At 60.9% G+C, this 26,297-nt stretch carries 20 protein-coding genes and 2 pseudogenes; 15 read left to right on the top strand and 7 right to left on the bottom strand.

The features are described from left to right. Nucleotides 1-16 precede the first annotated feature (16 nt). Nucleotides 17-790, top strand: a complete 774-nt coding sequence (locus tag AB4Y34_RS14955) for an SDR family NAD(P)-dependent oxidoreductase (RefSeq protein ID WP_368716445.1) — start codon at nt 17-19, stop codon at nt 788-790. A 48-nt stretch (nt 791-838) separates the two neighbouring features. Continuing rightward, nucleotides 839-1,570 (top strand): SDR family oxidoreductase, encoded by a 732-nt coding sequence (locus AB4Y34_RS14950; RefSeq protein WP_176384470.1) that lies wholly within the window; start codon nt 839-841, stop codon nt 1,568-1,570. Between the two features lie 1,256 nt (nt 1,571-2,826). Here AB4Y34_RS14950 and AB4Y34_RS14945 read toward each other — a convergent pair. Continuing rightward, nucleotides 2,827-3,546 carry a TetR/AcrR family transcriptional regulator gene (locus AB4Y34_RS14945; RefSeq protein ID WP_368716444.1) on the bottom strand — a complete coding sequence of 240 codons (720 nt, stop codon included), beginning with the start codon at nt 3,544-3,546 and terminating at the stop codon, nt 2,827-2,829. A gap of 346 nt (nt 3,547-3,892) precedes the next feature. On the opposite strand from AB4Y34_RS14945, the gene AB4Y34_RS14940 reads away from it, so the two are divergent. From AB4Y34_RS14940 to AB4Y34_RS14915, 6 genes and pseudogenes are all read left to right on the top strand, one after another. Then, nucleotides 3,893-5,158 (top strand): Zn-dependent hydrolase, encoded by a 1,266-nt coding sequence (locus AB4Y34_RS14940; protein ID WP_368716443.1) that lies wholly within the window; start codon nt 3,893-3,895, stop codon nt 5,156-5,158. A gap of 125 nt (nt 5,159-5,283) precedes the next feature. After that, a complete protein-coding gene (locus tag AB4Y34_RS14935; protein ID WP_368716442.1) occupies nt 5,284-6,672 on the top strand; it encodes an NAD(P)-dependent oxidoreductase in 1,389 nt (462 codons plus the stop codon). A gap of 48 nt (nt 6,673-6,720) precedes the next feature. Beyond that, nucleotides 6,721-8,001: an NAD-dependent dihydropyrimidine dehydrogenase subunit PreA gene (preA, locus tag AB4Y34_RS14930; RefSeq protein ID WP_176384474.1), complete on the top strand. Its 1,281-nt coding sequence runs from the start codon at nt 6,721-6,723 to the stop codon at nt 7,999-8,001. 54 nt (nt 8,002-8,055) lie between these two features. Next, the gene (locus AB4Y34_RS14925) at nt 8,056-9,558 is read left to right on the top strand and encodes an NCS1 family nucleobase:cation symporter-1 (RefSeq protein WP_368716441.1); all 1,503 of its coding nucleotides are present in this window, start codon (nt 8,056-8,058) and stop codon (nt 9,556-9,558) included. A 42-nt stretch (nt 9,559-9,600) separates the two neighbouring features. Further along, on the top strand, nt 9,601-11,058 hold the full coding sequence (gene hydA, locus AB4Y34_RS14920; protein WP_368716440.1) for a dihydropyrimidinase: 1,458 nt from the start codon (nt 9,601-9,603) through the stop codon (nt 11,056-11,058). 914 nt (nt 11,059-11,972) lie between these two features. Next, nucleotides 11,973-12,263: pseudogene (locus AB4Y34_RS14915) on the top strand (electron transfer flavoprotein subunit alpha/FixB family protein); the annotation flags it as partial. Nucleotides 12,264-12,668: 405 nt separating this feature from the next. Here AB4Y34_RS14915 and AB4Y34_RS14910 read toward each other — a convergent pair. Next, entirely contained in the window at nt 12,669-13,688 is a 1,020-nt protein-coding gene (locus AB4Y34_RS14910; protein WP_176384479.1) for a Gfo/Idh/MocA family protein, read from the bottom strand. A gap of 701 nt (nt 13,689-14,389) precedes the next feature. Here AB4Y34_RS14910 and AB4Y34_RS14905 point away from each other — a divergent pair. The 7 genes from AB4Y34_RS14905 to AB4Y34_RS14875 all read left to right on the top strand — a co-directional run bounded on the left by AB4Y34_RS14905 (nt 14,390) and on the right by AB4Y34_RS14875 (nt 22,398). Further along, nucleotides 14,390-15,439 carry an aldo/keto reductase gene (locus AB4Y34_RS14905; RefSeq protein ID WP_368716480.1) on the top strand — a complete coding sequence of 350 codons (1,050 nt, stop codon included), beginning with the start codon at nt 14,390-14,392 and terminating at the stop codon, nt 15,437-15,439. Nucleotides 15,440-15,549: 110 nt separating this feature from the next. Then, the gene (locus AB4Y34_RS14900; RefSeq protein ID WP_176384483.1) at nt 15,550-16,452 is read left to right on the top strand and encodes a phytanoyl-CoA dioxygenase family protein; all 903 of its coding nucleotides are present in this window, start codon (nt 15,550-15,552) and stop codon (nt 16,450-16,452) included. 49 nt (nt 16,453-16,501) lie between these two features. Beyond that, nucleotides 16,502-16,822 carry an L-rhamnose mutarotase gene (locus tag AB4Y34_RS14895; protein WP_368716439.1) on the top strand — a complete coding sequence of 107 codons (321 nt, stop codon included), beginning with the start codon at nt 16,502-16,504 and terminating at the stop codon, nt 16,820-16,822. A gap of 158 nt (nt 16,823-16,980) precedes the next feature. Continuing rightward, nucleotides 16,981-18,024, top strand: coding sequence for a substrate-binding domain-containing protein (locus AB4Y34_RS14890; RefSeq protein WP_176384487.1), 1,044 nt, complete (start codon nt 16,981-16,983; stop codon nt 18,022-18,024). 8 nt (nt 18,025-18,032) lie between these two features. After that, complete coding sequence (locus AB4Y34_RS14885) at nt 18,033-19,625, top strand: sugar ABC transporter ATP-binding protein (protein WP_368716438.1); 1,593 nt, start codon at nt 18,033-18,035, stop codon at nt 19,623-19,625. After that, on the top strand, nt 19,626-20,828 hold the full coding sequence (locus AB4Y34_RS14880) for a sugar ABC transporter permease (protein ID WP_368716437.1): 1,203 nt from the start codon (nt 19,626-19,628) through the stop codon (nt 20,826-20,828). It abuts the gene before it with no gap. 1 nt (nt 20,829) lies between these two features. Beyond that, nucleotides 20,830-22,398, top strand: a complete 1,569-nt coding sequence (locus tag AB4Y34_RS14875) for a UxaA family hydrolase (RefSeq protein ID WP_176384490.1) — start codon at nt 20,830-20,832, stop codon at nt 22,396-22,398. Between the two features lie 293 nt (nt 22,399-22,691). Here the strand turns inward: AB4Y34_RS14875 and AB4Y34_RS14870 are convergent. The 5 genes and pseudogenes from AB4Y34_RS14870 to AB4Y34_RS14850 form a co-directional block, all read right to left on the bottom strand. Further along, a pseudogene (locus AB4Y34_RS14870) lies at nt 22,692-22,895 on the bottom strand (IS6 family transposase); the annotation flags it as partial. 46 nt (nt 22,896-22,941) lie between these two features. Then, complete coding sequence (locus AB4Y34_RS14865) at nt 22,942-23,256, bottom strand: L-rhamnose mutarotase (RefSeq protein ID WP_255209044.1); 315 nt, start codon at nt 23,254-23,256, stop codon at nt 22,942-22,944. Between the two features lie 81 nt (nt 23,257-23,337). After that, a complete protein-coding gene (locus AB4Y34_RS14860) occupies nt 23,338-24,108 on the bottom strand; it encodes an ATP-binding cassette domain-containing protein (RefSeq protein WP_368716436.1) in 771 nt (256 codons plus the stop codon). Nucleotides 24,109-24,112: 4 nt separating this feature from the next. Further along, a complete protein-coding gene (locus AB4Y34_RS14855; RefSeq protein ID WP_176384492.1) occupies nt 24,113-25,132 on the bottom strand; it encodes a ribose ABC transporter in 1,020 nt (339 codons plus the stop codon). Nucleotides 25,133-25,196: 64 nt separating this feature from the next. After that, nucleotides 25,197-26,219, bottom strand: a complete 1,023-nt coding sequence (locus AB4Y34_RS14850) for an ABC transporter substrate-binding protein (RefSeq protein ID WP_368716435.1) — start codon at nt 26,217-26,219, stop codon at nt 25,197-25,199. Nucleotides 26,220-26,297: the final 78 nt, after the last annotated feature.

Genomic DNA, 26,297 nt, shown 5'->3' with positions numbered 1-26,297 from the left:
CCTACCGGATATCATCATGTCGCGGATCTTCATTACCGGTTCGACCGATGGCCTGGGCCTGATGGCCGCCGAATTGCTTCTCTCGCAACGGCACGAGGTCGTGCTGCACGCGCGCACGACGCGGCGCGCCGAGGACGTGCGCCAGCGCGTTCCCGCTGCTTCGGGGACGGTCATCGGCGATCTCTCGCGAATATCTGAAATGGAAGCTGTCGCCGACCAGGCCAACCGCCATGGGCCATTCGACGCCGTCATTCACAACGTGGGCATCGGTTATCGCGAGCCGAACAGGATCGAGACGGAAGACGGACTTCCGCATGTGTTTGCAGTCAACGTGATGGCGCCCTACGTGCTGACCGCCCTGATCGAACGGCCACGCCGTCTCGTGTATCTCAGCTCCGGCATGCACCGCGGCACTACTGCCGCCCTCGATGACATCCTCTGGAAAAAACGCCGCTGGAATGGATCGCAGGCTTACGCGGAGAGCAAGCTGCACGACGTTTTGCTCGCGTTTGCCATTGCCCGACGTTGGCCAGATGTCCTGTCGAATGCCCTGGAACCCGGCTGGGTGCCGACGCGCATGGGTGGTCTTTCAGCCCCCGACGATCTCGATCAGGCCCATCGCACGCAAGCCTGGCTGGCGACCAGCGACACCCCTGGCGCAACGGTTTCGGGTGAGTATTTTTATCATCTGCGGCCGCTCGCACCGAATCACGAAACGCGAGATCACAACCCGCAGAACCGGCTAGTTGAAGTGTGCGCCGCGCTCTCCGGTATCCAGTTGCCCGGCTAAGCTCAGGTGCGATGCATGCGCGCCACCCCTCTCCAAATCGGAATCAACATGAAAATCAAGGGTTGCACAGCACTTGTCACTGGGGCCAATCGAGGCCTCGGCAAGGCTATCGTCGAACAGTTGGCGCGGGGCGGCGCGGCAAGAGTCTACGCAGGCATGCGCAATCCCGCGGCCGTGGCGCACGCTGCGATTTCGCCGGTCCGCCTTGACGTTACAGATACCGACTCAGTGGCGCGCGCAGTCGAAAAGTGCGGCGACGTCGATCTGGTCATCAACAACGCTGGCATTCTTCTGCCCACGCCGATGCTTGCCGATGACTCGGAGGAGGCGCTGCGCCGGGAGCTGGAGGTGAATGCGTTCGGCCCGCTGCGCGTCGTCAGGGCATTTGCTCCCATCCTGGCGCGCAACGGTGGCGGTGCAATCATCAACATGCTCTCGGTGGTGAGTTGGTATGTCTATCCGTTCAACGCCACCTATTGCGCCTCGAAGTTCGCCGCACTGGCGATGACTGATGCCATGCGCATCGAGTTGAAGGCGCAGGGAACGCACGTGATGGGTGTCTACGCTGGTTTTATCGACACCGATATGGCCGCTCACGTAACGGGCGAAAAAACCGCTCCGGTCCAGGTTGCCGAACGGATGCTAGCGGGTCTCGAGGCCGGACAGGAGTCCGTTCTTGCCGACACCGCCGCTGAGGAACTTGAGCGTGCGGTCAGGCTCGAGCCCAAGCGTCTTGCCGCCTGGGCCCAGTCGCTTTGGGACGCTCGTCGCGGGTCGTAACGACACAAACGCCAACCGGCTGATCTGATGGCTTTTTCATCATGTCAAAGCCGAATTGCTGTAATCCCAATCCATTAAGCGGGCGTATACCCTGCTGCCTTCGCCATTTGACCGCTGACGCTCGTGTTCAATATTGATTGGCCGCCTTTGAACAACTTTAGCGCCCGTCTAAGTCGGGAGCACGCATTCGCTCAAATCGAGACTTTACATGGCGAGCCATAGAGTTGCGAACGGCAGCAAGGTCGCTTAGACCTGCCTTATCCACGTTGTTGGCTGAGCGTCGGCTTTGGTCGAACTGCCGTCTCAGGCACCGGCCTGCATGCCCGCTCCGTGCTAAAAATCCTCTGGATTGTCGTGGGCTAGGCGGGAGTGCATCTTTCCGTGCAAAACGCTTCGATAAACCGGGCGCGACGGGGTTCGTGGCTATAAGGACAATAAAACATGTCGAAATAACAGAATTCTGCGCCACGTTCCAGCGAAAACCGGAGTTCGGTGGCTCGGTGATAGCCGACCCTGCTTGTCCGACGGGATGGAGACAGCCGTTGTCTTGTGCCGTCCCCGTTGCGTAGCGACGCGCAGTTGCGCAAAGTCGACGATATGCTGATTCGATGGCTGTTGCATTATGCGATGTTCGATGTATGCGTCAACTCTCAAGTACATTGCGTTACTTCACCCGAAGCAGTAGCCCCTTCGAGCACGTATTTGGGGCGGCCGGCTGAACGACCAGAAGACGACCGGAGAGTATGGGCGGTCCTGCGGGGCCTGGGCAGGTATCTTTTGCGTTGCCATGCGTCGAAAGCTGACATTGCATGATCGTTCGTGATTTTGAGCGGTGATGCCTGTGAGCGCAGTCAGTGGCGGTCTGAAGCATCGCCCTGTCCGGCCATGCGAATGGAAATGGGCGTTTCGGGCCCGGAAACGTCGCGGGGCGAGCAATGGCTAGTACGCCTGAAAAGAGCCCGGTTTGAGGCGTTCGCGCGTGCGCGCCGTGAGACGATGAGTCCCGAGCCAGCGATACGTGATCGCATCGATAGTCCCCGGTCCGACAGCCTTTGATTTGACACAGGTGAAGTGTTCAGCGATTTTCTGACGCCTTGGCCCAATTTCAAAGGTCCCGTCCGGCGCTGTCTGCGAAGACAAGTGTGCAGTTTGCTATCCTGACCATTCAGAGCGGAGTCCACCATGACACCGCTACGTCGACGCATGATCGAGGATACGCGTGCGCAACCCTTCCTTGCGGAAGACCACTGTCGTCGTCATTCGGCCGGCGGTCGCGCTCCGCTCGCTCGCAGGATCATGCTCACCACTTCTTCCGTAGTCGCCTCGAAGCGCTTCGGCGCTAGCGCGCGCTTGCCCGAGAGCGCGCATATCTGTGCCTCGAAATCGGCATAGTGCTGAGTGGTTGCCCAGATCATGAACAGCAGCGTCGGCGGATCGACGGGCGCGAGCAAGCCTTTGGCAATCCATCGCTCGATCAGCTTCACACGTGTGTCCATCCACGGCTTCACGCGTTCGAGCAGGATCTCCTGCATATGCGCCGCACCGCTGATGATTTCGTTGGCCCAAACCTTCGAGCCGAGCGGGCGGCGCCGTGACAGGGCCATCTTGGCGCGTACGTAGCCGCCTATCGCCTCGACCGGATCGTCGCTTGCATCGAACAGGTTGGCGGCCGCGTTCCATTCCTCGAAAACATCGTCGAGTACGCGCCAGTAGAGCGCGAGTTTGGTCGGGAAGTAGTAGTGCAGATTGGCCTTCGGCAAGCCCGCGCGCTCGGCGATCAGCGCCGTGCTCGCGCCTTCGAAACCGCGTTCGGCGAACACGGCTTCGGCACAGGCGAGCAGGTGGGATTCATTCGACGCGCGAATCTCGGCTTTGCGCCGACCGGGCTTATGCGTTGCGTCAGCGGCTGGCTGCGCCAGCGCCGTGCCGCGCGTCCCGAAGGGCACGGCTCGCGCGGTGGGTTCGTCGTTGCGCATAGTGTTCGGTCCATTCGAAAGAAATGAGAAGCGCGTCGGCCGCGCCTGCCGGCTTCATTGTAGCCACGATGCAAGTGCGTCGCGTATTCACCCCCATCGGCAGAAACGCGCAAGTCGGACGTCCGCGTGCTTTTCGCGCACTGCAGCATCAATGGCACGGTTCTCGCTCGTAACTCCGCATTGAATTAGCGAAGTTTATCATCTAAAACCTGTCCAATCGGACAGGATTAGAAGGGCGGGATTTCAGGAGCCGCACAGTGCTACCCAGGCGTGCACCGCGATGGCTCTTCGCGCCCCACGCGGTGGCATGCACGCACGTTTGACGAACACGGACAGGAGGACACGTATGAACGCAGTAAGCGAAGCCGCGCTGACGACCGCGATCCACGTGAACGGCCAGCGCTTGTGGGACAGCTTGATGGAGATGGCGAAGATTGGCGCCACCCCCAAGGGCGGCGTGTGCCGTCTCGCGCTGACCGACCTCGACAAGCAGGGCCGCGATCTCATCGTGCAATGGGCGAAAGAGGCGAACTGCACGGTGAGTGTCGACCAGATGGGCAACGTGTTCATGCGCCGCGCGGGGCGTGACAACGACCTGCCGCCCGTGATGACCGGCTCGCACGCCGACTCGCAGCCGACGGGCGGCCGCTTCGACGGTATCTATGGTGTGCTCGGCGGGCTGGAGGTGATTCGCTCGCTGAACGATTACGGCATCGAAACCGAGCGGCCTGTTGAAACGGTGATCTGGACCAACGAAGAGGGCTCGCGCTTCGCGCCGGCGATGGTCGCCTCCGGCGTATTTGCCGGCGTGTTCACGCTCGGTTACGGGCTTTCGCGCAAGGACGTCGACGGCAAGACTATCGGCGAGGAATTGCAGCGGATCGGCTATGCGGGCGCAGTGCCGTGCGGCGGTCGCAAGGTTCACGCTGCGTTCGAACTGCACATCGAACAAGGGCCGATACTCGAGGCCGAAAACAAAACGATAGGCGTGGTCACCGACGCGCAAGGCCAGCGCTGGTACGAAGTCGTGCTCACGGGGCAGGAAGCGCACGCGGGGCCTACGCCCATGCCGCGCCGCCGCGACGCGCTGCTGGGCGCCTCGCGGATCGTGCAGCTCGTCAACGAAATCGGCCTGCATCACGCGCCGCTCGCGTGCGCGACGGTCGGCATGATGCAGGTGCATCCGAATTCGCGCAACGTGATTCCCGGCCGCGTGTTCTTCACCATCGACTTTCGCCATCCGCAGGACGAGGTGCTGGCGCAGATGGACGCAGAGCTGCGCGAAGGCATCGCGAAGATCGCGCAACTGGGCAAGCTCGAAGCCGACGTCGAGCAGATTTTCTACTACGCGCCCGTGCCGTTCGACGCGGCTTGTGTGAAGTCCGTGCGCGCGGCGGCCGAGCGCTTCGGCTATTCGAACCGCGACATCGTGTCGGGTGCAGGTCACGACGCGTGCTATCTCGCGACGGTCGCGCCGACCTCGATGGTGTTCGTGCCGTGCATCGACGGAATCAGCCACAACGAAGTCGAGGACGCGACGATCGAATGGATCGAAGCCGGCGCGAACGTGTTGCTGCACGCGATGCTCGAACGCGCGAGCGAACCCGGCTGACACCCAACGATTGAACACGAGCGGTCTCAGCGCCGCGCTGTCATTCCCACGATTCCCCTGTACCGGCCGCGCGCATCACGCACACGGCCGGCGGACCCGTGTTTTGCCTCGCAAGGAGCACCCGGATGTCCCAGACCACCTCGAATGCCGCCGACGGCATCGCCCCAGGCCGTCTCAGCGCCGAGCAGGTCGGCTGCAATTTTGCCGACGTCGCGCCGCCGCTTTCCGCGAACGCGGCCGTGATCGCGGCCGACCGCTGTCATTACTGTTACGACGCACCTTGCGTGAACGCGTGCCCCACGGGCATCGACATTCCCGGCTTCATCCGCAAGATCGGCAACGGCAATCTGAGGGGCGCGGCGCGCGACATTCTGAGCGCGAACCCGCTGGGCGGCATGTGCGCGCGAGTGTGCCCCACCGAAATTCTCTGCGAAGGCGCCTGCGTGAGAAATCATCAGGATGGCGAGCCGGTTCGGATCGGCGCGCTGCAACGTCATGCCACCGACTTCCAAATGGCGCGCGAAGCCGCCGGTGCGCCTGCGCTCTTCAAGCGCGCGAGCGACACATGCCGTCAGGTAGCGGTGGTCGGCGCGGGTCCCGCGGGTCTTGCCTGCGCGCACACGCTCGCGCTGGCCGGGCATCGCGTGAGCGTCTTCGATGCGGGCAAACATCCGGGCGGTCTGAACGAGTATGGCATCGCGGCGTACAAGACCGTCGATGATTACGCACAGCGCGAGGTGCGGTGGCTGCTTTCGATCGGCGGGATAGAACTGCGCCAGGGGCAGCGGCTGGGGCATGACATGACGCTAGAGGAACTACGCGCAGCGTACGACGCGGTGTTCATCGGCGTGGGACTCGGCGGCACGCACACGCTGTCCGTCGAAGGCGAAATGCTCGACGGCGTGCTCGATGCGGTGGATTTCATCGCAGGCGTTCGCGCGGCCGACGATCTGGCCAGCGTGCCCGTCGGCCGCAAGGTGGTGGTGCTCGGGGGCGGCAATACGGCAATCGACGCCGCCGTGCAAAGCCGCAAGCTGGGTGCTGATCAGGTGACGCTCGCCTATCGTCGCGGCGCGGCGCAGATGAGCGCCACCTGGGCCGAACTGGAGTTCGCGCGTACCCAAGGTGTGACCGTGTCCGAGTGGATGAAGCCGTTGCGAATCGTCGGCTACGACACCGCGGTGCAGGCCGTGGAATTCGAGCGCACGAAGCTCGATATGACCGGTGCGTTGCTCGGCACCGGGGAGATCGTGCGCGTCGAGGCCGATATGGTGCTCAAAGCGATTGGCCAGAAGCTCTTACCCGCAGGCCTCGACGGGCTGCAATTCACCCAGGGTGGCGGGCGCATCGCAGTGGACGCGAACGGCGCCACCTCGCTCACGGGCGTTTTCGCAGGCGGCGACTGTGCCGGCCACGGTGCGACCGATCTGACCGTTCAGGCCGTGCAGGACGGCAAGCTCGCCGCGCACGCGATCGACCGCTTCCTTGCGAACCTGTCTGCGAGAGCCGCCTGAGCCGCGCCAAAGCTACATCGAATCCAGCTAAAACGAAGGAGTCGCATCATGGCCGACTTGCGCTGCACGATTGCCGGCATTCAATCGCCGAACCCGTTCTGGCTCGCTTCCGCGCCGCCCACCGACAAGGCCTACAACGTCAACCGCGCGTTCGAGGCAGGGTGGGGCGGCGTGGTCTGGAAGACGCTCGGGCTCGACCCGCACGTGGTGAACGTGAGTTCGCGCTACGGTGCGACCACCTGGCGCGGCCAGCGGATCGCAGGCCTGAACAACATCGAGCTGATCACCGACCGGCCGCTCGACGTGAACCTCAAGGAAATCGCGCAGGTGAAGCGGGACTGGCCCGACCGCGCGCTGATCGTCTCGCTGATGGTGCCTTGCAACGAGCATGACTGGAAGTGGATCCTGCCGCAGGTGGAAGCGACCGGCGCGGACGCGGTGGAACTCAACTTCGGCTGTCCGCACGGCATGAGCGAGCGCGGCATGGGCGCAGCGGTCGGACAGGTGCCCGAGTACATCGAAATGGTCACCCGCTGGGTGAAAGAAGGCACGCGCCTGCCTTGCCTCGTGAAACTCACGCCGAACGTCACCGACATTCGTCACGGCGCGCGCGCGGCGATGAAGGGCGGGGCGGACGGCGTCTCGCTGATCAACACGATCAACTCGATCGTAGGCGTCGATCTCGACGTGATGGCGCCGCTGCCCACTGTGGACGGCAAGGGCACGCATGGCGGCTATTGCGGTCCCGCCGCGAAGCCGATCGCGCTGCACATGGTCGCAGAGATTGCGCGCGACCCGCAAACGCATGGCTTGCCGATCTCCGGCATCGGAGGCATTTCCGACTGGCGCGACGCCGCGGAATTCATCGTGCTGGGAGCGGGCAGCGTGCAGATTTGCACCGCCGCGATGCACTACGGCTTTCGCATCGTCGGCGACATGATCGACGGCCTGTCGAACTGGATGGACGAAAAAGGCTACGCCAGCCTCGACGCGATTCGCGGCCGCGCCGTGCCGAACGTCACCGACTGGCAATACCTGAACCTCAACTACGACATCAAGGCACGCATCGATCAGGACCGCTGCATCCAGTGTGGGCTCTGCCACATCGCCTGCGAAGACACCTCGCATCAGGCGATCACCGCCATCCGCGATGGCCAGCGGCACTTCGAGGTGGTCGATGCGAACTGCGTCGGGTGCAATCTATGCATGCATGTTTGCCCGGTCGATCAATGCATCACGATGGAGCGCGTCGATTCGGGCGAGCGCTACGAGAACTGGACCACGCACCCGAACAACCCGGCGCGTGTCGCCGACCCGAAAGCCGCCTGACACGTTGAAGCCGGACCGAGCCGAACCCACGACAATCGACGGAGAACCCACTTCATGAGCCAACCCTTAGCCGCCGACGCCACTGCGCGCCGCGCCGAAAGCGATCTATACAACGATGACCTCGCGCCCACCGGCGTCGCGCAGCGCACATGGCGCTGGTATCACTTCGCGGCACTATGGGTGGGCATGGTGATGAACATCGCCTCCTACATGCTCGCCGCCGGCCTCACCGAGCAGGGCATGTCGCCCTGGCAGGCGGTGCTCACCGTGCTGCTCGGCAATATGATCGTGCTCGTGCCGATGCTGCTGATCGGTCATGCGGGTACCAAGTACGGCATTCCTTATGCGGTGCTGGTGCGAGCGTCGTTCGGCACCCAGGGCGCGAAGCTGCCCGCGATGCTGCGCGCCATCGTGGCATGCGGCTGGTACGGCATTCAATCATGGCTGGGCGGCAGCGCCATCTATACGCTCGCCAACATCCTCACGCACAACGCGCTGGTGGGCGACGCAATGCCGTTTCTCGGCATTTCGATCGGGCAGGCCAGTTGCTTTCTCATCTTCTGGGTGTTGCAGCTGTACTTCATCCTGCACGGCACCGATTCGATCCGCTGGCTCGAAAGCTGGTCCGCGCCGATCAAGGTGGTGATGTGCGCAGTGCTCGTGTGGTGGGCCTGTTCGAGGGCGGGCGGCATGGGCTCGATGCTGTCGCAATCGTCGCAGTTCGTTGCCGGCGGCAAGAAGGCGGGCCTGTTCTGGGCGACGTTCTGGCCGAGCCTCACGGCCATGGTGGGTTTCTGGGCCACGCTCGCGCTCAACATTCCCGACTTCACGCGTTTCGCAAAAACGCAAAAAGACCAGTTCGTGGGCCAGGCGATCGGCCTGCCCATTCCGATGGCATTGCTGTCGGTGGTCTCCGTGGTAGTGACGTCGGCAACGGTCGTGATTTACGGCAGGGCGATCTGGGACCCGATCGAGCTCACGAGTCGCATGGAGGGCGTCGGCGTGGGCATCGCGCTCGTGATCCTCACACTGGACACGATGTGCTGCAATCTTGCCGCGAACCTCGTCGGCCCAGCTTACGATTTTTCGAGCCTGTGGCCCAAGGGCATTTCGTACAAGACGGGCGGCCTTATCACCGCGGCCATCGCCATCGCGATGATGCCGTGGAAGATCCTCGCGACCACGCAGGGCTACATCTTCACGTGGCTCGTCGGCTATTCGGCGCTGCTTGGGCCGGTGGCCGGCATCCTGATGGTCGACTACTTTCTGGTTCGCAGCACACGCCTCGATACGACCCAGCTCTTCGAGGAAAACGGCGAATACGCGTACTCGAACGGCTGGAACCCGGCGGCCGTGATCGCGCTGATCGCCGGAGTGCTGCCGAACCTGCCGGGCTTTCTGAATGTCGCGTTCCCGAATGTGTTTGCCTCGGTGCCCGACGCGTTCAAAAGCATTTATACCTATGCGTGGTTCGTGGGGCTCGCGATTGCGGCGCTCGTCTACGGCGTGATGATGAAAGTCGGCCGGAGCCGGCGCCCGAGCGTGGCGAGCGCGTGAGCGTTTCAAGCGTCAATGTTCAACTGAAGGAGACTTGGCATCATGGCGATCCTGATTCGAGGCGGCACCGTCGTCAATGCAGACAAGAGTTGGCGTGCGGACGTCCTCAGCGAAAACGGTGTGATCCAGAGCGTCGGTGAAAACCTCGACGCGCCGGCGGGGGCGACCGTGGTCGACGCCGGCGGTCAATATGTGATGCCTGGCGGCATCGATCCGCACACGCATATGGAACTGCCCTTCATGGGCACGACCGCCAGCGACGACTTCTACACGGGCACCGCGGCGGGGCTTGCGGGCGGCACGACATCCATCATCGACTTCGTGATTCCCAACCCGAAGCAGGCGCTGATGGATGCCTTTCGCGAGTGGCGCGGCTGGGCCGAAAAAGCCGCTGCTGACTATGGCTTTCACGTGGCGGTGACGTGGTGGGATGAAAGCGTGCATCGCGACATGGGGCTGCTCGTGAACGAGCATGGCGTGTCGAGCTTCAAGCACTTCATGGCCTACAAGAACGCGATCATGGCGGACGACGAGATCCTCGTGAACAGTTTTGCCCGCTCGCTCGAACTGGGCGCGTTGCCCACCGTGCATGCGGAAAACGGCGAGCTCGTATTTCAATTGCAACGCCAGTTGCTGGCGCGCGGCTTCACGGGTCCGGAGGCGCACCCGCTGTCGCGGCCGCCCGAAGTCGAAGGCGAGGCAGCGAATCGCGCGATCCGCATCGCCCAGGTATTGGGTGTGCCGGTGTACATCGTGCATGTCTCGGCGAGAGACGCGCTCGAGGCGATCACGCGCGCGCGCAGCGAAGGTCAGCGCGTATTCGGCGAAGTGCTCGCGGGGCATCTGGTGATCGATCAAGCCGTTTATCGCGACCCGGACTGGACGCGCGCCGCCGCCCACGTGATGAGCCCCCCGTTCCGTACGCAGGAGCATCGTGACGCGCTCTGGCGCGGACTTCAGGGCGGGCTGCTGCATACCACCGCGACTGACCATTGCGTGTTCTGCGCTTCGCAGAAAGCCATGGGCCGCCATGATTTCACGAGGATCCCGAACGGTTGCGGCGGCGTCGAGGATCGCATGGCGGTGTTGTGGGATCAAGGCGTGAACACCGGCCGGCTCACGCCGAACGAATTCGTGCGCGTTACCTCCACCAATGCCGCGCAAATCTTCAACCTCTACCCGCGCAAGGGCACGGTGGCCGTCGGTGCCGACGCCGATCTCGTCGTATGGGATCCCGAGGCCACGCGCACCATCTCGGTCAAAACGCATCATCAGAACGTGGACTTCAACGTGTTCGAGGGCATGACGGTGCGCGGCGTGCCGACCCACACCGTCTCGCAAGGCGAACTCGTTTGGGTAGACGGCGACCTGCGGGCGCGGCGAGGCGCCGGACGTTACCTGAAGCGTCCCGCGAATCCCGGCTATGTGCAGGCGTCGCGCCTCGCGAAGAGCCTGAAAGAGACGCAGCCCGTGCATCGCGAGGGTGACGCACCACAATAAGAGCGCGCGCCAGCACCGACGCGGAAATGCGCAATGCGGCGGCCCATCCCTCGGTGCGGGCAAAGAGCGACTTGATGCTGGATGCATGCAGTTTGCCCGGGCATTCGTGCTCGACAAAGCTGCGCGTTTCGTCGAAGTCGAAGCGCAACGTGGAGGCGTCGAGCTCCAGCAGGCTGTTGCGGGCTCGCAGGCGGCCAAGCGGCAGCGGCGGGTCGGTGCGCGTGCAGATCACCACATGGACGTGCGACGGCGCGTTTTCGACCAGAAACGACACCGCGTCGTGGATGGCCGGCAGGCTGATCAGATGGAAGTCGTCGAGGAAGATGCAGACCTCGTCGGCGACCTCGACGAGCTCGTTAATGAGTGTCGAGACGATCGCCTGCGCGGGCACCAGCGACGCCGCTGTCGTGAGCCCGATGGCCGACGCGCCGACGTTATCGCACGCCTGCTGCAGGGCCTGCGCGAGGTGATAGAGGAAGCGCGCGGGCTCGTCGTCTTCGCTGTCGAGCGACAGCCACGCCACCAGTACACCCTCCCTGCGCAAGCGCTCGAGCCAGGTCAGCGCAAGCGAGGTCTTGCCGAAGGCCGCCGGGGCCTTGATGACGGTGAGACGTTTATTCTCGGCCTCCCCGGCGAGGCAGACCAAGCGCGGACGGTCGATCAGGCCCGCGGGCAGCCGGGGCGGAAAGATCTGCGTCGCGAGCAAAACTGGAGGTCTGGCCGCGAATGCCCCTCCAGTCACCGCTCCTGACGCTTCGGTCACATGCATGGACTGCTCCGTGTCAGCGGGTTCGCCCCGGCCGCGTCTCCTGTTTTTCGATGGGTCACCCCTGTATGGGGGAGATTGCACCGCGTCAGCCTGAGAGACCATGGCATCTAATGAAGCGGACGGAAAAATGATAGCCCAACCGCTACGAAGCTGGTGGCCGGAGCTGACCGCCGCGCGACGCGTGGTTTCAGGCGGACGCGGGATGGCGTCCGGAGAGAACTTTGCGCTGCTCGAAGATATCGCCGGCAAGCTTGGCGCAGCGGTGGGCGCTTCGCGCGCGGCGGTCGACGCGGGGTTCGTGCCCAACGACTATCTGGTGGGGCAGACCGGCAAGGTGATCGCGCCGCAACTCTACGTCGCGGTGGGCATTTCGGGTGCGATCCAGCATCTGGCCGGCATGAAGGACTCGAAGGTGATCGTTGCGATCAACAACGATGCACCTTGAAAAGGTCGCCGACGATCCAGTAATCGCAGACCTGGAAAATCGGCGCTTCCTCAACGATGATCGTGCATGGGTTGGCGCAATTCGGCGAGAAACCACCGGAAGATGGTCATGCGTGAAGCACGCGACGCTTCGAGCTCTGCCCGCTTGGCGAGAATCCGCGCACGCAGACGCTCCTCCAGCCCACGTCCGTGGGGGCAATCAAAGGTCCATTGCAAGGCGCCTACGGCGCCTTCACCCCATGCGTCAGGTTTCAGGGGCGTCTTGCGCTCGTAGGGTTTGAGACGGGAATGGGGTAGCAGGCCACGCCATCGGTAGATTTGACCATCCGGATGCGGTTGGAGACATCGCTCCATGAGCAGCCGCTGGTGCTTCACTTCGCGGGACGGTTACACGCCATCACGATACATTGACGCGTTGATGCGTTCGTGCAGCCGACGCCAGCGCATCAAGCACTCTGGCGTTGGCGACCGCGTCATCCGTCGTGAATGGCATTGTCCGCTTAGTCAATACTGCAGATGCAAACGCCTCAATCATCAGGCAGTACTGATTGACTGGAGGAAAAACCTCTTCCCGTCGATTTCCGTCCGCGTCGACCAGAACGATCAGGGCCTGAGGGACGCGGGTACCCATTCCAGGGAGAATTGCACGCGGCACTTCAATCGAACCCTCGGTGCCGATCACGGTGTAAGTTCCCTGACCACCTGCCATGAACGAGCAACTGACCGAAGCAGAGCAACCATTCGGGAATTCGAGAATGCCCGTCGTTGCAATGTCCACATCGAAATGCGAGTCGACGATCCAGATCGCGCTCGCATGCGTGGGCTCGCATGCAAATATCATCCGCGCGATGTTGACCGCATAGCACCCCATATCCAGCAGGGCGCCGCCTCCAAGCGCAGGCTGCAACCGAACGTTGGCGGGGTCGGGCGGATTCATCAGATTTACGGACAGATGTGCGCGAACCTCGCGGACCTGGCCTATCGCACCTTGCGCAATAAGCTCGTGCACGCGCCGGTGTTGCGGATGAAACCGATACATGAAGCCTTCCATCAGTGCCACGCCGTGACGCGAGAAGGCGTCGGAAATCATTTCTGCCATCTTCGCGGTCGTCGCGAGCGGTTTCTCACACAGAACCGCTTTCCCTGCCTCGGCCGCACGCATTGCCCATTCGGCATGCATGCTGTTGGGAAGCGGGATATAGATCGCATCAACGCCGACATCGGCCAGCAATGCCTCGTAGCTCTCCACTACTCGCGGTATGCCCAAGGCCCGTGCGTAGTCGCGGGCCTTTGCGGGGTCGCGGCTCGCGAGTGCCACAACGGACCCGTTGACGGACGTTTGAATTGCAGGGATTACCTGAGTGCGCGCAATATCGGCAGCGCCCATCACGCCCCAACGCAAATGACTGACTTTCACTGGTTCTCCTTCATCGTTGAAATAGGCGAAACGCGACTGGTTGCGCCGGGCTGCCGCAGTGAGCGCAAGTCATCAATTGAACCGCAGCCATAGCGCGTTCCGCTGCAGACAATTGCAACCATATTGCGATTTCCTTGCGAAAGGCGGGGGCGCCAGATGGCGCAGCCGGCCACGAAAACAACCACCGGCAACTTTGGCTAGCATTGCCGCGGCCTGGAACGAAACGTTTAGCGAAACGTTACGATGGCAACTTATAGCACCTGACTGCCATATCACAATGAGGGGTTACACCAGCAAGAAATTTAGTCTCTATCGACGCGACCATCAGTGCACCCGTGACCGAACGTCCACGTTTACCCGCCATTGACATCGGCAAATGTCCTGTCTAGATTGTGACGAAACGTTTCGCTAAACGTTTCGGTGCGATGGGCGGGGAAGCCGGAGCGGCTCGCTGCCCGTGACCGATGACGCCAACTGCGAACACGTATGGCAGGCCATCCTACGAACGGCGCCTGCGTGTCCACGAGGGTTGCAGTGACGCGGAAGCAGCGTCTCTGCTTTCAAGGTGGGCTTGCGATTCACCAACGCACGATTTAAGACGATGCGGGTTCGGAACGACCAGAGAATGGGTCCGATCGAGCACGCGCACCTTTTACTCCACCAACGCACTCACTAGAAAGGATCCAGCCGTGTCGCACGCTATTACTCGTCTGCCCAGTCGGCGCCACTTTAAGAGCCGTTCCGGCCGGTCGTTGCAATTCACTTCTCTAGGCTTCGGTAGCGCGCCCCTGGGGAATCTTTACCGCGCCTTGAATAACGAGCAGGCGCGGTTGACGCTCGAAGCAGCTTGGCAGCATGGAGTGCGTTACTACGATACGGCGCCGCTGTATGGATATGGATTGGCGGAGACACGCGTGGGATCGTTCCTTCGTGAACAACAGCGTGACGACTATCTCTTATCTACCAAGGTAGGGCGGCTGTTGAAACGCTGCGCACCCGAGCAGCGCGACGGCATCGGGAAGTTCTTTGAGGTACCGTCTCGCGAAGTCATCTACGACTATTCATACGACGGCGTGATGCGCAGTCTCGAGGCTTCGTTCGAGCGTCTGGGAGCCGACCGGATCGACATTGTGTTGTGTCATGACATCGATATCTTCACGCATGGAAGTGCGGAAGCAAGCGCACAACGCACGCGTGAATTTCTTGACGGCGGTGTGCGAGCACTCAGCGATTTGCGCAGCCAGGGCGTGGTTGCAGCGATCGGCATCGGTGTAAATGAATGGCAGGTCAGCGAAACAGTTGCGCGCAACACCGACGTCGACTTATTCCTGCTGGCGGGACGCTACACACTGCTCGAGCAAGAATCGCTCGATTCCTTCCTGCCGCTGTGTATGAAGAAGGATATGGGTGTAATCATCGGCGGCCCGTTCAACTCGGGCATTCTCGCGACGGGGCCGAAGCCTGGGGCCTACTTTAACTATGGACCGGCCTCGCCCGACATACTCGAGCGGGTGGCGGCAATTGAAGCAGTATGCCGCGCCCATCAAGTAGCGCTGAGGGATGCCGCCTTGCAATTTCCGCTGATGCACCCCGCTGTCGTCAGCGTGATTCCCGGGGCGATAACGCCCGCCGAGTTACAAGGCAACGTCGAATCCATGCAAACGCCGATTCCCGCGCAACTGTGGAGCGATCTGCGCACCGAAGGTTTGCTACGCACCGATGCGCCCGTCGTCGAGAACATGCAGGTCTAGACAAGCGCGTATCGGGAAGATAACCGGCCGCGAAGCGGGTAATCAGAACACCATTGTTAGCAACACGATAGGCATCGCGATAACTCATTAACTTTCTCCGGGAGACGCAGATGAACACCGCTGAAGCACTGGCGCAATTGGGCATTTCGGAATCGATCCTCACGCAAGAACAGATCGACGCCTTCGATAGGGATGGCTATTGCATTTTCCCGAATGTTTTTTCCCCGGCAGAGATCGACGAGATGAGGGCCGAAGTCGACCGGCTTCAGAAAATAGAAGGCGCTTACGGCGGTCATGAAGTCCACATCGAGCCGGGCGCAATGCGCCTGTCCAACCTGTTCAACAAGTCAGAAGCGTTTGACCGCTGCCTTCGTTGCGGTCCCACCCTTGCGATTGCACACCGTCTAATGGGCGAAATTCGTGTGTATTCGCTCAACGCCCGCAACCCTGCAAAAGGTGAAGGTCAACAGCCTCTGCATAGCGACGTTTGGCGCGCCCACGACTCCGACTGGCGCATGATCAACACTATGGTCATGCTCGACGACATGACCGAGGATAACGGCCCGACGCGTGTTGTACCGGGTTCGCACAAGCTCGTGCCGATCAACGTGCCAGACATTAATCTGGTCAACGCAGAGCGCATGGAAGTCACGCCCGAAGAAAAGGCCATCATGCCCGCCGATCCTCTGGCAACCCACCCGCGCGAAGTTCACATCACGGGGAAAGCTGGCTCGATCGCTGTAATCAACGGGCGAATCTGGCACGGCGGCACGGCAAACCGGACTGGAATAACGCGCCGCGTACTGCATATGGCAATCGGCCGCCGCGATATCCCGCAACAGCTCAACGAGCGCGAACATCTGACGCTCGCGCTCTACAAGCGTGTTGCCCCGGCCGAACGCTTCCTGCTCGATATCGAGGGTGCAGAGCCGAAGGTTGACGATCCGCTTGCTTTACCGAAAGACGCGCGGCTCTGGAAGGCCGCTCAAGCAGAAACGACTGGCCGTTACTGACAAAAACGCTCGTGCAACAAGCGCTGTGAGGACAAACAAGATGGAAAGGATGGCTTTCGTACTCGGTATCAAGCCCGAAGCGCTGCCGGAGTACAAACGGCTTCATCGCGAGACCTGGCCGGAGGTCATTGAGATTATTTCGGCTGCAAATATCCGCAACTATTCGATTTTTCTGAAGGAGCCCGAGAACTTGTTGTTCGCCTACTGGGAATACCACGGCACGGATTTCGCTGCGGACCAGGCAAAGCTTGCCCAGGAGCCACGCATGCAGGATTGGTGGCAGATCTGCGAGCCGATGCAGGTCCCGCTCGAAACCCGCCGGCGGGGCGAATGGTGGGCTCGCCTCGAAAATGTGTTTTTCAAGCCATGAGCGAGCCCATGGCCTGAGTTGGTTGCAGTCCTACGAAGTTTTCGATTCTGCGCCAATTTGGATGCGCACGGCAGAGACCAAGGACTCATTGAAACAACTTGGCAAGGCTGTACGCGTGTGGTTCGAGTAGATAAAACCGATGCTGTAAGGAGACAATCGTGCGTCACACCACCCCTCTGCTGAAGTTCCTCTCCGCGGCCATGCTGATGGCAGCGACGCTATCGAGCAGCCTGGCCCATGCCGATGCAAAGAATCCCGTGATTGCTGTCGCGATGAAAACACAGGTACAGCGCCGCTGGGCCTTTGACATCGCCGCTATGAAGCGAGAGGCCGCGGCGCTTGGCGCCAAGCTAATCGTGCAATGGGCCAACGACAATCCGGTCCTGCAGGCATCGCAGGTGGAGAACCTGTTGAGCCAGCAGCCCGACGCCTTGATTCTCGTACCCGTCGACAGCCAGGCGGCTGGACGAATCGTGAATTCTGCACACCAGGCAGGCGTGCCGGTAGTCGGATATGACATCGGCGTCACGACCGCGAAGCTTGACTACTTCGTCATGCGAGACAATGCGCTTGTTGGAGAACTACAGGCAAAGGGTGCGTTGGAACGCGCGCCCCACGGGACTTTCGCGTTGATGAAGGGCGATCCCGGCAATGATGTTGCGCAGACCATCAGCAAGCAGTATGACAAGGTGCTGGTGCAGGACAAGGATGTGAAAGTCGTATTCGACCAGTTTGTTCGCGGATGGGATCCAAAGCTCGCGCTGTCGAATGCGGAAAATGTGTTGAGCGCACAGAACGACAAGATTGATGGCTTCGTCACCTCCAACGACGGCATGGCGCTGGGCGTGGCGCAAGCGCTGAAGGCGCGCAACCTGGCCGGCAAGGTCTACCTGTCCGGGCTAGACGCCGACCCGTCCTCGCTGCAACTGATTGCCCAGGGCGTACAGACGATGTCGGTATGGACCGACCTCGACGACCACGGCACTTCGGCAGTCAAGGCTGCGGTCGCGCTGGCGAAGAAGGAAAAGCCGGCAATTAGCACGACCGATGTGAACCTTGGCGCTGGCGCCGTACCGACTCATCTCGTGAATGTCTACGCGGTGACGCAAGCCAACCTGTGTAAGTTCATCACAACGGGCGCGCCTAAGGGATGGGTCACGGCGGACGAGGTGTATGGCGCTGGTAAATCACAATGCAAGTGAGCAAACTCATGTGGCGCGATCCAGCAACGCTTGATGTCTCGCAGGCTCACGCACAGGGCAATGCCGTCGATGTGTCACGTCCCGGCGGCTATGTGCTCGAGCTGCGCGAGGTCAGCAAATCGTTCAGCGGCATTCCTGCGCTCAGCGATGTGAATTTCAACGTGCGGCCAGGTGAAGTCGTCGCCGTCATCGGTGAAAACGGCGCGGGCAAGTCGACGCTGATGAAGATCATTTCGGGCGTCTATCCGACCGACAGCTACCAGGGCGAACTGTTGCTCGACGGCCGGCCTGCTCGTTTTCGCACAGTGCGCGACGCGGAGGCGGCCGGCATCGTGCTGGTGCCGCAAGAACTGTATATCGCGCCGAATCTGAGCATCGCCGAAAACATGTTCATGGGGATGCTGCCATCGCGGCGCGGTTTTGTCGACGAGGCGAAGTTATTCACCCTCGCGATGGAGCGCTTGGCGTTCTTCGGCGTGCAGGCCAATCCGAACGCTTCCGTTGGAGAACTCAGCCCATCGGCTCAGCGGCTCGTCACTATCGCATCGGCGCTGTCGAAAGCGGCCACCCGAGTGCTGATTCTGGACGAACCGACAGCTTCGCTCACACAGGGCGAAGCCGTGCACCTGTTCGAGCGGATTGCACAGATCAAAGCGCAGAATGTCGGCTGTATCTACATTACCCACCGGCTCGACGAGATCGCTCAGGTCGCCGACCGAGTGGTCGTGATGCGCAATGGCCGGGTGGTCGAGCATTTTGCGTCTGCTCAGGACAAGATCTCCGATATGGTCCGCGCCATGATCGGCCACGATCCCGAGCCAAGCACGCCGCGCGTGCTTAATGAACGCGCCGCAGCCGTGCTGACTGTATCGAACCTTTCGGTGCATGAAGGCTTTGGCTCGAAGCGCTGCCGGGTCGACAACGTAAGCCTTGAACTGCGCCGCGGTGAAGTGTTAGGTCTGTTCGGGCTAGTCGGCGCCGGTCGCACTGAGCTCGCCAAAGCAATCTTCGGCGCATGGCAAGGAACCTGCGAAGGTGAAATTCGTATCGACGGTGAACGGGTACATCCGCGTTCGCCCGCTGAAGCGATTTCTCTAGGTATCGGCATGTTGACGGAAGACCGAAAGCAGACCGGCCTGATTGAGGGGCATAGCGTGCTGCACAACATCAGCGCGGCGAGTATTCGATCTGTGTCCAGTGGCCCGTTCATTCGCGAACGCGACGAGGTTGATCGCAATCGCGAACTGATTCGCAAGCTCGACCTGCGGCCGCCGCGGCTGAACGCCAAGGTCGAATGGTTCAGCGGCGGCAATCAGCAGAAGGTGCTGCTCGCGCGGTGGATTGCGATCCGACCGCGCATCCTGATCGTTGACGAACCGACCTACGGGGTCGACATCGGGGCGCGTCAGGAGATCTACCGTTTGCTACACGAGCTCGCTGCCGAAGGGACCGCGGTACTTATGATTTCGAGCGACATGACCGAGATTCTCGATGAAAGCGACCGTGTACTGGTCATGTACAAAGGCCGCGTTACGCAATCGTTTGACAGAAAGGCTAGCCGTCACGAGTTGATGGCAGCCGCGACAGGGGAGATCCATTAAATGAAGAACCAGACTTTGCCGGGCACTGTGCGGCCGCCGGCAGCCGCTGTGTCAGCGGGCAGCGCTGGGCGCCGCGCGCGTCAGCTTATCAACCCTCGAACGCTGACGATGGTCGTGGTGTTCGTTCTCCTCGCGATTGTTTTCAACGTCGCCTCGGGCGATATCTTTCTCACGCCACGCAATCTGTCGCTGCTTCTGCGACAGGCCTCAATCGTGGCGCTGGTGGCGGCTGGTGTATCGATCCTGATGATCATGGGTGAGATCGACCTGTCGATTGGCAGTTCGGTCTACCTGTGCGGGGTGGTCGCGGCAAGCTTGCAGATCACGCACGGCCTCGGCGTCGTGCCGACCATTATGTTAACCCTCGGCGTGGGCATATTGATGGGCCTATGGCAGGGGCTTTGGGTGGTTACGGTAGGGGTGCCATCGTTTATCGTCACCTTGGCGGGGCTGCTCGCGTTCCGCGGCATCGGCTACTATGCGACCGATGCGGCCACCCTTGCTCCGGTGTCGATGGCGTTCTCGGCAATCAGCGAGGGCTTCGTCCCCGTGATCGCGTCGATAGTGGCGCTTGTGATCGCCTATCTCGCGGCGGCGGCTTACATCCTGCGGAGGCACCGTGCCAGCCTGTCACACGAGGGCGAGACTAACACGCTGCGGCTCGCGAGCAAACTTGGGGCTCTGACCGTGACCGTTGGCCTCCTGATCTGGGTGTGTGCCGGCTTCCGTGGGATTCCGACCGCACTTATCTGGGTCGCCGTAATCGGTATCGTCCTCTGGGTGGTGATGACGCGTACCGTATTCGGTCGCAATGCATACTTGACTGGTTCAAATCGTGAAGCTGCGGTTCTGGCGGGGATTCCACTGGCACGCCAGCTCTATGTCGGCTTCATGCTAATGGGTGGCCTGTACGGAATCGCCGGCGTTCTGATGACCGCCCGTATCGGCGCCTCGACACCGACCACTGGCATGTATATGGAACTCGACGCGATCGCGGGCGCCGTAATCGGCGGCACCGCGCTCAAGGGTGGTATTGGCACCATCCCCGGCGCGATTGTCGGCGCGATCCTCCTGGCGACCATCGACAATGGCATGAGCATCCTCAACATTTCGTCGTTCATTCAGTTAGTCATCAAGGGTTTGGTGCTGCTTTTTGCTTTGGCTTTTGACTCCTTTATGAGCAAGCGCAACGGACGCGGCTAATATGAACACGACGACATTCGATACGCTCGAACGCGCGGGTTCGCATACGTCACCGCGCATCATCCGGCTCAACGCGCTCGACGATGTAGTGATTGCCATCGACCAACTGGTATCCGGTACGGCAATTACTAGTGAAGGTGTGACCGCATTGGGTCTGATCCCGCCCGGGCACAAGATGGCGACACGCCCGATCGAGACCGGCCAGGCTGTGCGACGCTACGGACAGATCATCGGATTCGCAAGCCAGCCGATCAAGCCCGGCCAGCATGTTCACAGTCACAACCTGACGATGGGCGACTTCACGCGCGACTATGCTTATGCTCACGATGCACGGCCCACGGTCCGCGCGACCGAGCCCGCGTACTTTCAGGGCATTGTGCGCGACGATGGCCGGGTCGCCACCCGCAACTACATCGGTGTATTAACCTCGGTAAACTGTTCGGCCACGGTCGCCCGCGCGATCGCAGATCACTTCCGGCGGGACGTTCATCCTGAAGCGCTCGCTGATTTCCCGAATGTTGATGGCGTTGTCGCACTCACCCACAGCTCGGGCTGTGCCGTCGATTCAGAAGGGGAGGGCCTCAAGATCCTGCAACGTACGCTGGGCGGTTACGCCTGTCATCCGAACTTTGCCGGTGTACTTGTGATCGGGCTTGGCTGCGAGACCAACCAGATTTCGACGCTACTTAAGAGTCAGGGTCTAAAGGACAATGGCCGGCTGCGCAGTTTCACGATTCAGGACACAGGTGGCACGACGAAAACCATCGCGCGCGGCATCGAGCTAATTCGCGAAATGTTGCCAGGGGCGAATGCTGTGCACCGCGAAAGTGTGCCGGCGAGTCATCTGCTGGTCGGTCTGCAATGCGGCGGCTCGGATGGGTATTCCGGCATCTCGGCCAATCCGGTGCTGGGTGCTGCTGTCGACATGTTGGTGGCGCACGGGGGCACCGCAATTCTGTCGGAGACGCCTGAAATTTACGGCGCCGAGCACCTGTTGACTCGACGTGCGGAAACCGTTGAGATCGGGCAAAAGCTCGTCGAGCGCATTCGCTGGTGGGAGGCGCATTGCGCTCGCAGCGGCGCTGCGATGAACAACAACCCGTCGGCCGGCAACAAGGCGGGTGGCCTCACGACGGTGCTCGAGAAGTCGCTGGGCGGCATCGCGAAAGCTGGGTCGACGAACCTCGTCGACGTGTACGAATACGCGCAGCCCGTAGACGCTCACGGACTGGTGTTCATGGACACGCCGGGCTACGACCCAGTCTCCGCGACGGGCCAGGTGGCCGGCGGCGCCAACCTGATCTGCTTCACGACCGGACGGGGTTCGGCCTATGGTTGCGCACCGTCGCCTTCGATCAAGCTTGCGACCAATACGGCGCTTTGGGAACGTCAGTCCGACGATATGGACTTTAATTGTGGCGAGGTGCTGAGCGGAGCGTCGATTACCGAACTCGGTGCGCAGGTGTTCCAAATGATGCTGGAAACCGCGTCCGGCAAGGCGTCGCGCAGCGAAATACACGGCTATGGGCAGCAGGAGTTCGTGCCTTGGCAGATCAGCGTGATCACATAACGTGCTCATGCTGACTAGCCGCTCCGAAATCTTCTCTGGGCGGCTCCTTCGTCGAATTCAATTTCTAGGCAACTTTTCAAACCGGGAAATTTCGTGCCATCGTTTCCGATTGTCGATTCCGTCTACAAATTTGGGATCCCGCTGTCCTCCCATACTCTTGGCACGAAACCGTGCCATCGCTTAATCGCGCCTATCTTCCGAACGACCTGGATGCTGCAAGCGGTGCGGGAAGCGTGGGAGCGGAGGAACTGTCAGAATTTGGATGTGTGCGCGCCGGCAGTTTATCGCCGGGGTAGGTGCGGTTCGCCACGCAGCGCGACGAACATCTCGTCGAGGTGCCATGTGCTACCCGGCTTGCGTCGCGCAGCCTTGACCCGGTGAGCGAAGACTTGCCAAACTTATCGCACCAGCAACGGATTGTCTCGTATGTCACGGTCACACCGCGCTCGAAGAGCAGCTCCTCAATGTCGCGCAAGCTCAACTGAAAGCCAGCGCACAGCGCAACTGTGTCGCGCATGAGTGACTCCGCAGGCCCTGAGCGACCTAGTCAATGTGAAACACGTTATCCATCATTGCCCAATGCTCACCCTGTTTTCGCGACTCAAGAGGCACTTGACATGGGTCGGTCAATTTCCACCACCTTTGTGTTTCTGGATCGGCCGCAATCGCGGCCATATCCGCCTCGAAGTCTGTCCCGACGTATTCCCAGTATCCGAAAAGAAGATTTTCTGGTTCCTTGAGAAATATCGAGTAATTGGTGACATTGGAACGCTGGAGCCGCTCGACAATCGCAGGCCACGGAGCCGCGTGCAGCGCCTTGTATTCGTCGATCTTCTCGGGCTTGATGTGGATGACCATTCCCATTCGTTGCATTGAGTGTTCTCCGTGTTTCGCTTGCATACGCGAGAGGTATCTGTCCGGTGGGAATTTTGGTCGTGCTTAGGCTGCGGCCTTCGTAGCGGCGTATTCGTCGCCAACCATCATCTTGACTACCGATTCGCCGTCGGTTTCACTTACCCGCTTTTCTCCCACGGCCTCGCCACGTCGAAGAACGAAGATGCGATCCGACACACTGAAAATGTCGAGCAGATTGTGCGAGATCAGAATGACCGAGACGCCTTTTTTCTTCAGCCCGAGAATCAGTTCCATCACCTTTCGCTGCTCTGGCACACCCAAAGCAGCCGTGGGCTCGTCCATGATCAGCACCCGCGCATTCCAGTAAATTGCGCGTCCGATTGCGATAGCCTGACGCTGGCCGCCAGAGAGCATCTTGACCGGACCGTGGATCTTCTTCTCCGGAATGACGATGTCGAGCTGATCCAGCACCTCGCGCGCGACGGCAGCCATGCGCGGGCGGTCGATGGTGCTGACGCCGAAGCGACGGGTCACCGGCTCACGTCCCAGAAAGATGTTGCTGCCCACATCGAGGTTGTCAGCAAGCGCAAGATCCTGATAGATCGTTTCAATGCCTCTCGCGCGAGCGTCGTGAGGGTCGCGCATGTCGAGAGGTTGACCGTCGAAAAGCACCTCGCCTTCACTCGGTTGATAAACGCCCGATATGATCTTGATTAACGTCGACTTACCGGCACCGTTGTCACCGCACAATGCGACGACCTCGCCGGGGTAGACCTTCATCGACACTTTCTTGAGCGCCTCGACGCCTCCGAAGCGGATTGATACGTTGCGCACTTCAAGTAGCGGTTGGTTCATGATTTTAGACTCCGAGACGTTCCTTGTACTGGTCGATCAGCACCGACACGATGATGACAACGCCAACCGCGATGAACTGCCAGAATGCATCGACGTTAATGAATACCAGACCAAACTCGATCACAGCGATAATCAGGGCGCCGATCAACGTGCCGATCAGGTTGCCGGTACCGCCAAAGAGGCTTGCGCCTCCGATGACGACCGCGGCGATGGAGTTGAGCAGCATCGGTTCGCCGGCCGTGGCCGAACCGGCAGAGAATCGAGCCGTATAGACGATGCCGCCGACTGCAGCGAACGCTGCCGCGAGCATATAGATCACGATCTTGTGCCGACGTACGTTAATCCCTGCTCGGGCGGCAGACTGCTCATTGCCACCTACCGCATAGGTATATTGGCCGAAGCGGGTGCGCGACAGGATGAAGTGCATGACGGCCAGCAGGATCACCGTGACGATGACCGGATTCCACCCGGAGCCGAGCCATTGCAGTCCCGCGTTGTCCACCGATACAGTCATGCCACTGCCTGCAGCGAGAAAACCGGCACCGCGGGCAATACCGTACATCCCGAGCGTCCCGATGAATGCTGGAACACGATATCGCGCAACGAGCGTGCCGTTAATAGCGCCTGGAATGACTGATACAGCAATGGTCAGCGGCACAGAGAGGCCGAGCGCCCACGGTGATGAGCCTCCGAGCAAAGTGAACTGGGCAGCGCACACCGCTGCAAGGCCCATGACGAATCCGACAGACAGATCGATGCCCGCAGTGATGATCACGAACGTCTGACCAATCGCGAGAAGCATCGGTGCGCTTGCCGCAAGTGCTATCGACTGCAGGTTGTAGGCATTGAAAACGAAGGACCTTTGCTGGATTACCTGCGACCAGATTTCAAAGAAGAGGCAGAGCACCGCCAGAAATAGCCAGGGCCAGAAACGGCCAACCAGCGCCTTGTAGTCGATCGTCCTTGGAGCCGGCGCTGTGCCAGTCGCTCGTGGCCGACCGGAAAGTGAGGTGGCTTTTTGCATTGCAGTGTCTCCAGATAGCCCTTACCAATCACCGACGGCGGTTTCGAGCCGCCGCCGGCACAAATCAGTTTGAGTAGATGTATTGCTTGACGTCAGCGTTGTCGATGTTCGACTTGTCCATGACGACGAAACCGGTGCTTTTCTCCTTCGGGACCGGCTTGCCCCGGATTGCGTCGACTGCATACTTGACGCCGTAGTAGCCCATGTCGGCTGGGCGCTGGGCGATTGCGTAGTCGACCAGGCCGCTCTTGATATCCTTATCGATGCCCGGTACGGCGTCGAAAACGATCAGCTTAACCTTGCCGCTCTTTCCGGACATGTGGATCGCCTGCGCCACACCTTTGCCGGAAAACGTATTCGTGCCGAATACGCCGGATAGACCAGGCTCGCGCGCCATCACACCCGATACATCCGAAACCGCCTTGTTCGCGTCGTCTTCGCTATACAACGTCGGCAGCACCTTGATGTTCGGATACTTTTTCATTTCTTCCTGGAAGCCCTGCACCCGCGCATCGGTGCTCGAGACACCCGGTTTGAGGCTTTCGCAGAAGACGATGCCCTTTTCACCGAGCGCCTTCGCCAGCGTTCGTGCTGCAATACGGCCGCCTTCTTTATTGTCAGACGCTACGAACGAAAGCGGGAAGTCCGCGTTTCCGCTGCCCGTCTGATACCGGCCGGTGCCGATGTAAGTGTCCACAGTGATGACCTTGATTCCCGCATTCTTTGCTTCCGTCAGCGGCTCGATCAGTTGCTGTGCGTCCACGGGAGAAACCAGGATCGCATCGGGACGTTTGGCAATGAATGCCTTGAGGATCGGCACCTGCTCCGTGGTGTTCCAACTTTTCGGAAGCTGGAAAAGCAGCTGGGTGTTGTCCTCCGCTGCCGCCTTCTGGGCACCGCGGTACATCGTGAAATAGAAGGGATCGACCACCCCGGGCAACAGGGCCACAACGGGGTGATCCTTGTCCGCATGCGCCGGAGGTGCGGCTAGCGCCGAGAGCATCAGCGCGCCCATCACTGCACTGATCACACGACGGCATGTACGCACGGGGTGTGTTGCGCACAACGGCTTCGTCAAGCTGTTCATGTCTGTCTCCTGTCTCTTTCCGGGTTTCAAAAATCAGTCTCGCCGGCTTCATGCCGAAACGTTTAGCGAAACGTTTCG

This window comes from Paraburkholderia sp. BR10954 (assembly GCF_040965775.1).
Taxonomy (GTDB): domain Bacteria; phylum Pseudomonadota; class Gammaproteobacteria; order Burkholderiales; family Burkholderiaceae; genus Paraburkholderia; species Paraburkholderia youngii.
This window is presented reverse-complemented; position numbering and strand designations above follow the sequence as displayed.

Coding starts and splice junctions, on each gene's coding strand:
- AB4Y34_RS14955 (WP_368716445.1), top strand. CDS start 17: ATGTCGCGGATCTTCATTACCGGTTCGACCGATGGCCTGGGCCTGATG.
- AB4Y34_RS14950 (WP_176384470.1), top strand. CDS start 839: ATGAAAATCAAGGGTTGCACAGCACTTGTCACTGGGGCCAATCGAGGC.
- AB4Y34_RS14945 (WP_368716444.1), bottom strand. CDS start 3,546: ATGCGCAACGACGAACCCACCGCGCGAGCCGTGCCCTTCGGGACGCGC.
- AB4Y34_RS14940 (WP_368716443.1), top strand. CDS start 3,893: ATGAACGCAGTAAGCGAAGCCGCGCTGACGACCGCGATCCACGTGAAC.
- AB4Y34_RS14935 (WP_368716442.1), top strand. CDS start 5,284: ATGTCCCAGACCACCTCGAATGCCGCCGACGGCATCGCCCCAGGCCGT.
- preA (WP_176384474.1), top strand. CDS start 6,721: ATGGCCGACTTGCGCTGCACGATTGCCGGCATTCAATCGCCGAACCCG.
- AB4Y34_RS14925 (WP_368716441.1), top strand. CDS start 8,056: ATGAGCCAACCCTTAGCCGCCGACGCCACTGCGCGCCGCGCCGAAAGC.
- hydA (WP_368716440.1), top strand. CDS start 9,601: ATGGCGATCCTGATTCGAGGCGGCACCGTCGTCAATGCAGACAAGAGT.
- AB4Y34_RS14900 (WP_176384483.1), top strand. CDS start 15,550: ATGAACACCGCTGAAGCACTGGCGCAATTGGGCATTTCGGAATCGATC.
- AB4Y34_RS14895 (WP_368716439.1), top strand. CDS start 16,502: ATGGCTTTCGTACTCGGTATCAAGCCCGAAGCGCTGCCGGAGTACAAA.
- AB4Y34_RS14885 (WP_368716438.1), top strand. CDS start 18,033: ATGTGGCGCGATCCAGCAACGCTTGATGTCTCGCAGGCTCACGCACAG.
- AB4Y34_RS14880 (WP_368716437.1), top strand. CDS start 19,626: ATGAAGAACCAGACTTTGCCGGGCACTGTGCGGCCGCCGGCAGCCGCT.
- AB4Y34_RS14875 (WP_176384490.1), top strand. CDS start 20,830: ATGAACACGACGACATTCGATACGCTCGAACGCGCGGGTTCGCATACG.
- AB4Y34_RS14865 (WP_255209044.1), bottom strand. CDS start 23,256: ATGGTCATCCACATCAAGCCCGAGAAGATCGACGAATACAAGGCGCTG.
- AB4Y34_RS14860 (WP_368716436.1), bottom strand. CDS start 24,108: ATGAACCAACCGCTACTTGAAGTGCGCAACGTATCAATCCGCTTCGGA.
- AB4Y34_RS14855 (WP_176384492.1), bottom strand. CDS start 25,132: ATGCAAAAAGCCACCTCACTTTCCGGTCGGCCACGAGCGACTGGCACA.
- AB4Y34_RS14850 (WP_368716435.1), bottom strand. CDS start 26,219: ATGAACAGCTTGACGAAGCCGTTGTGCGCAACACACCCCGTGCGTACA.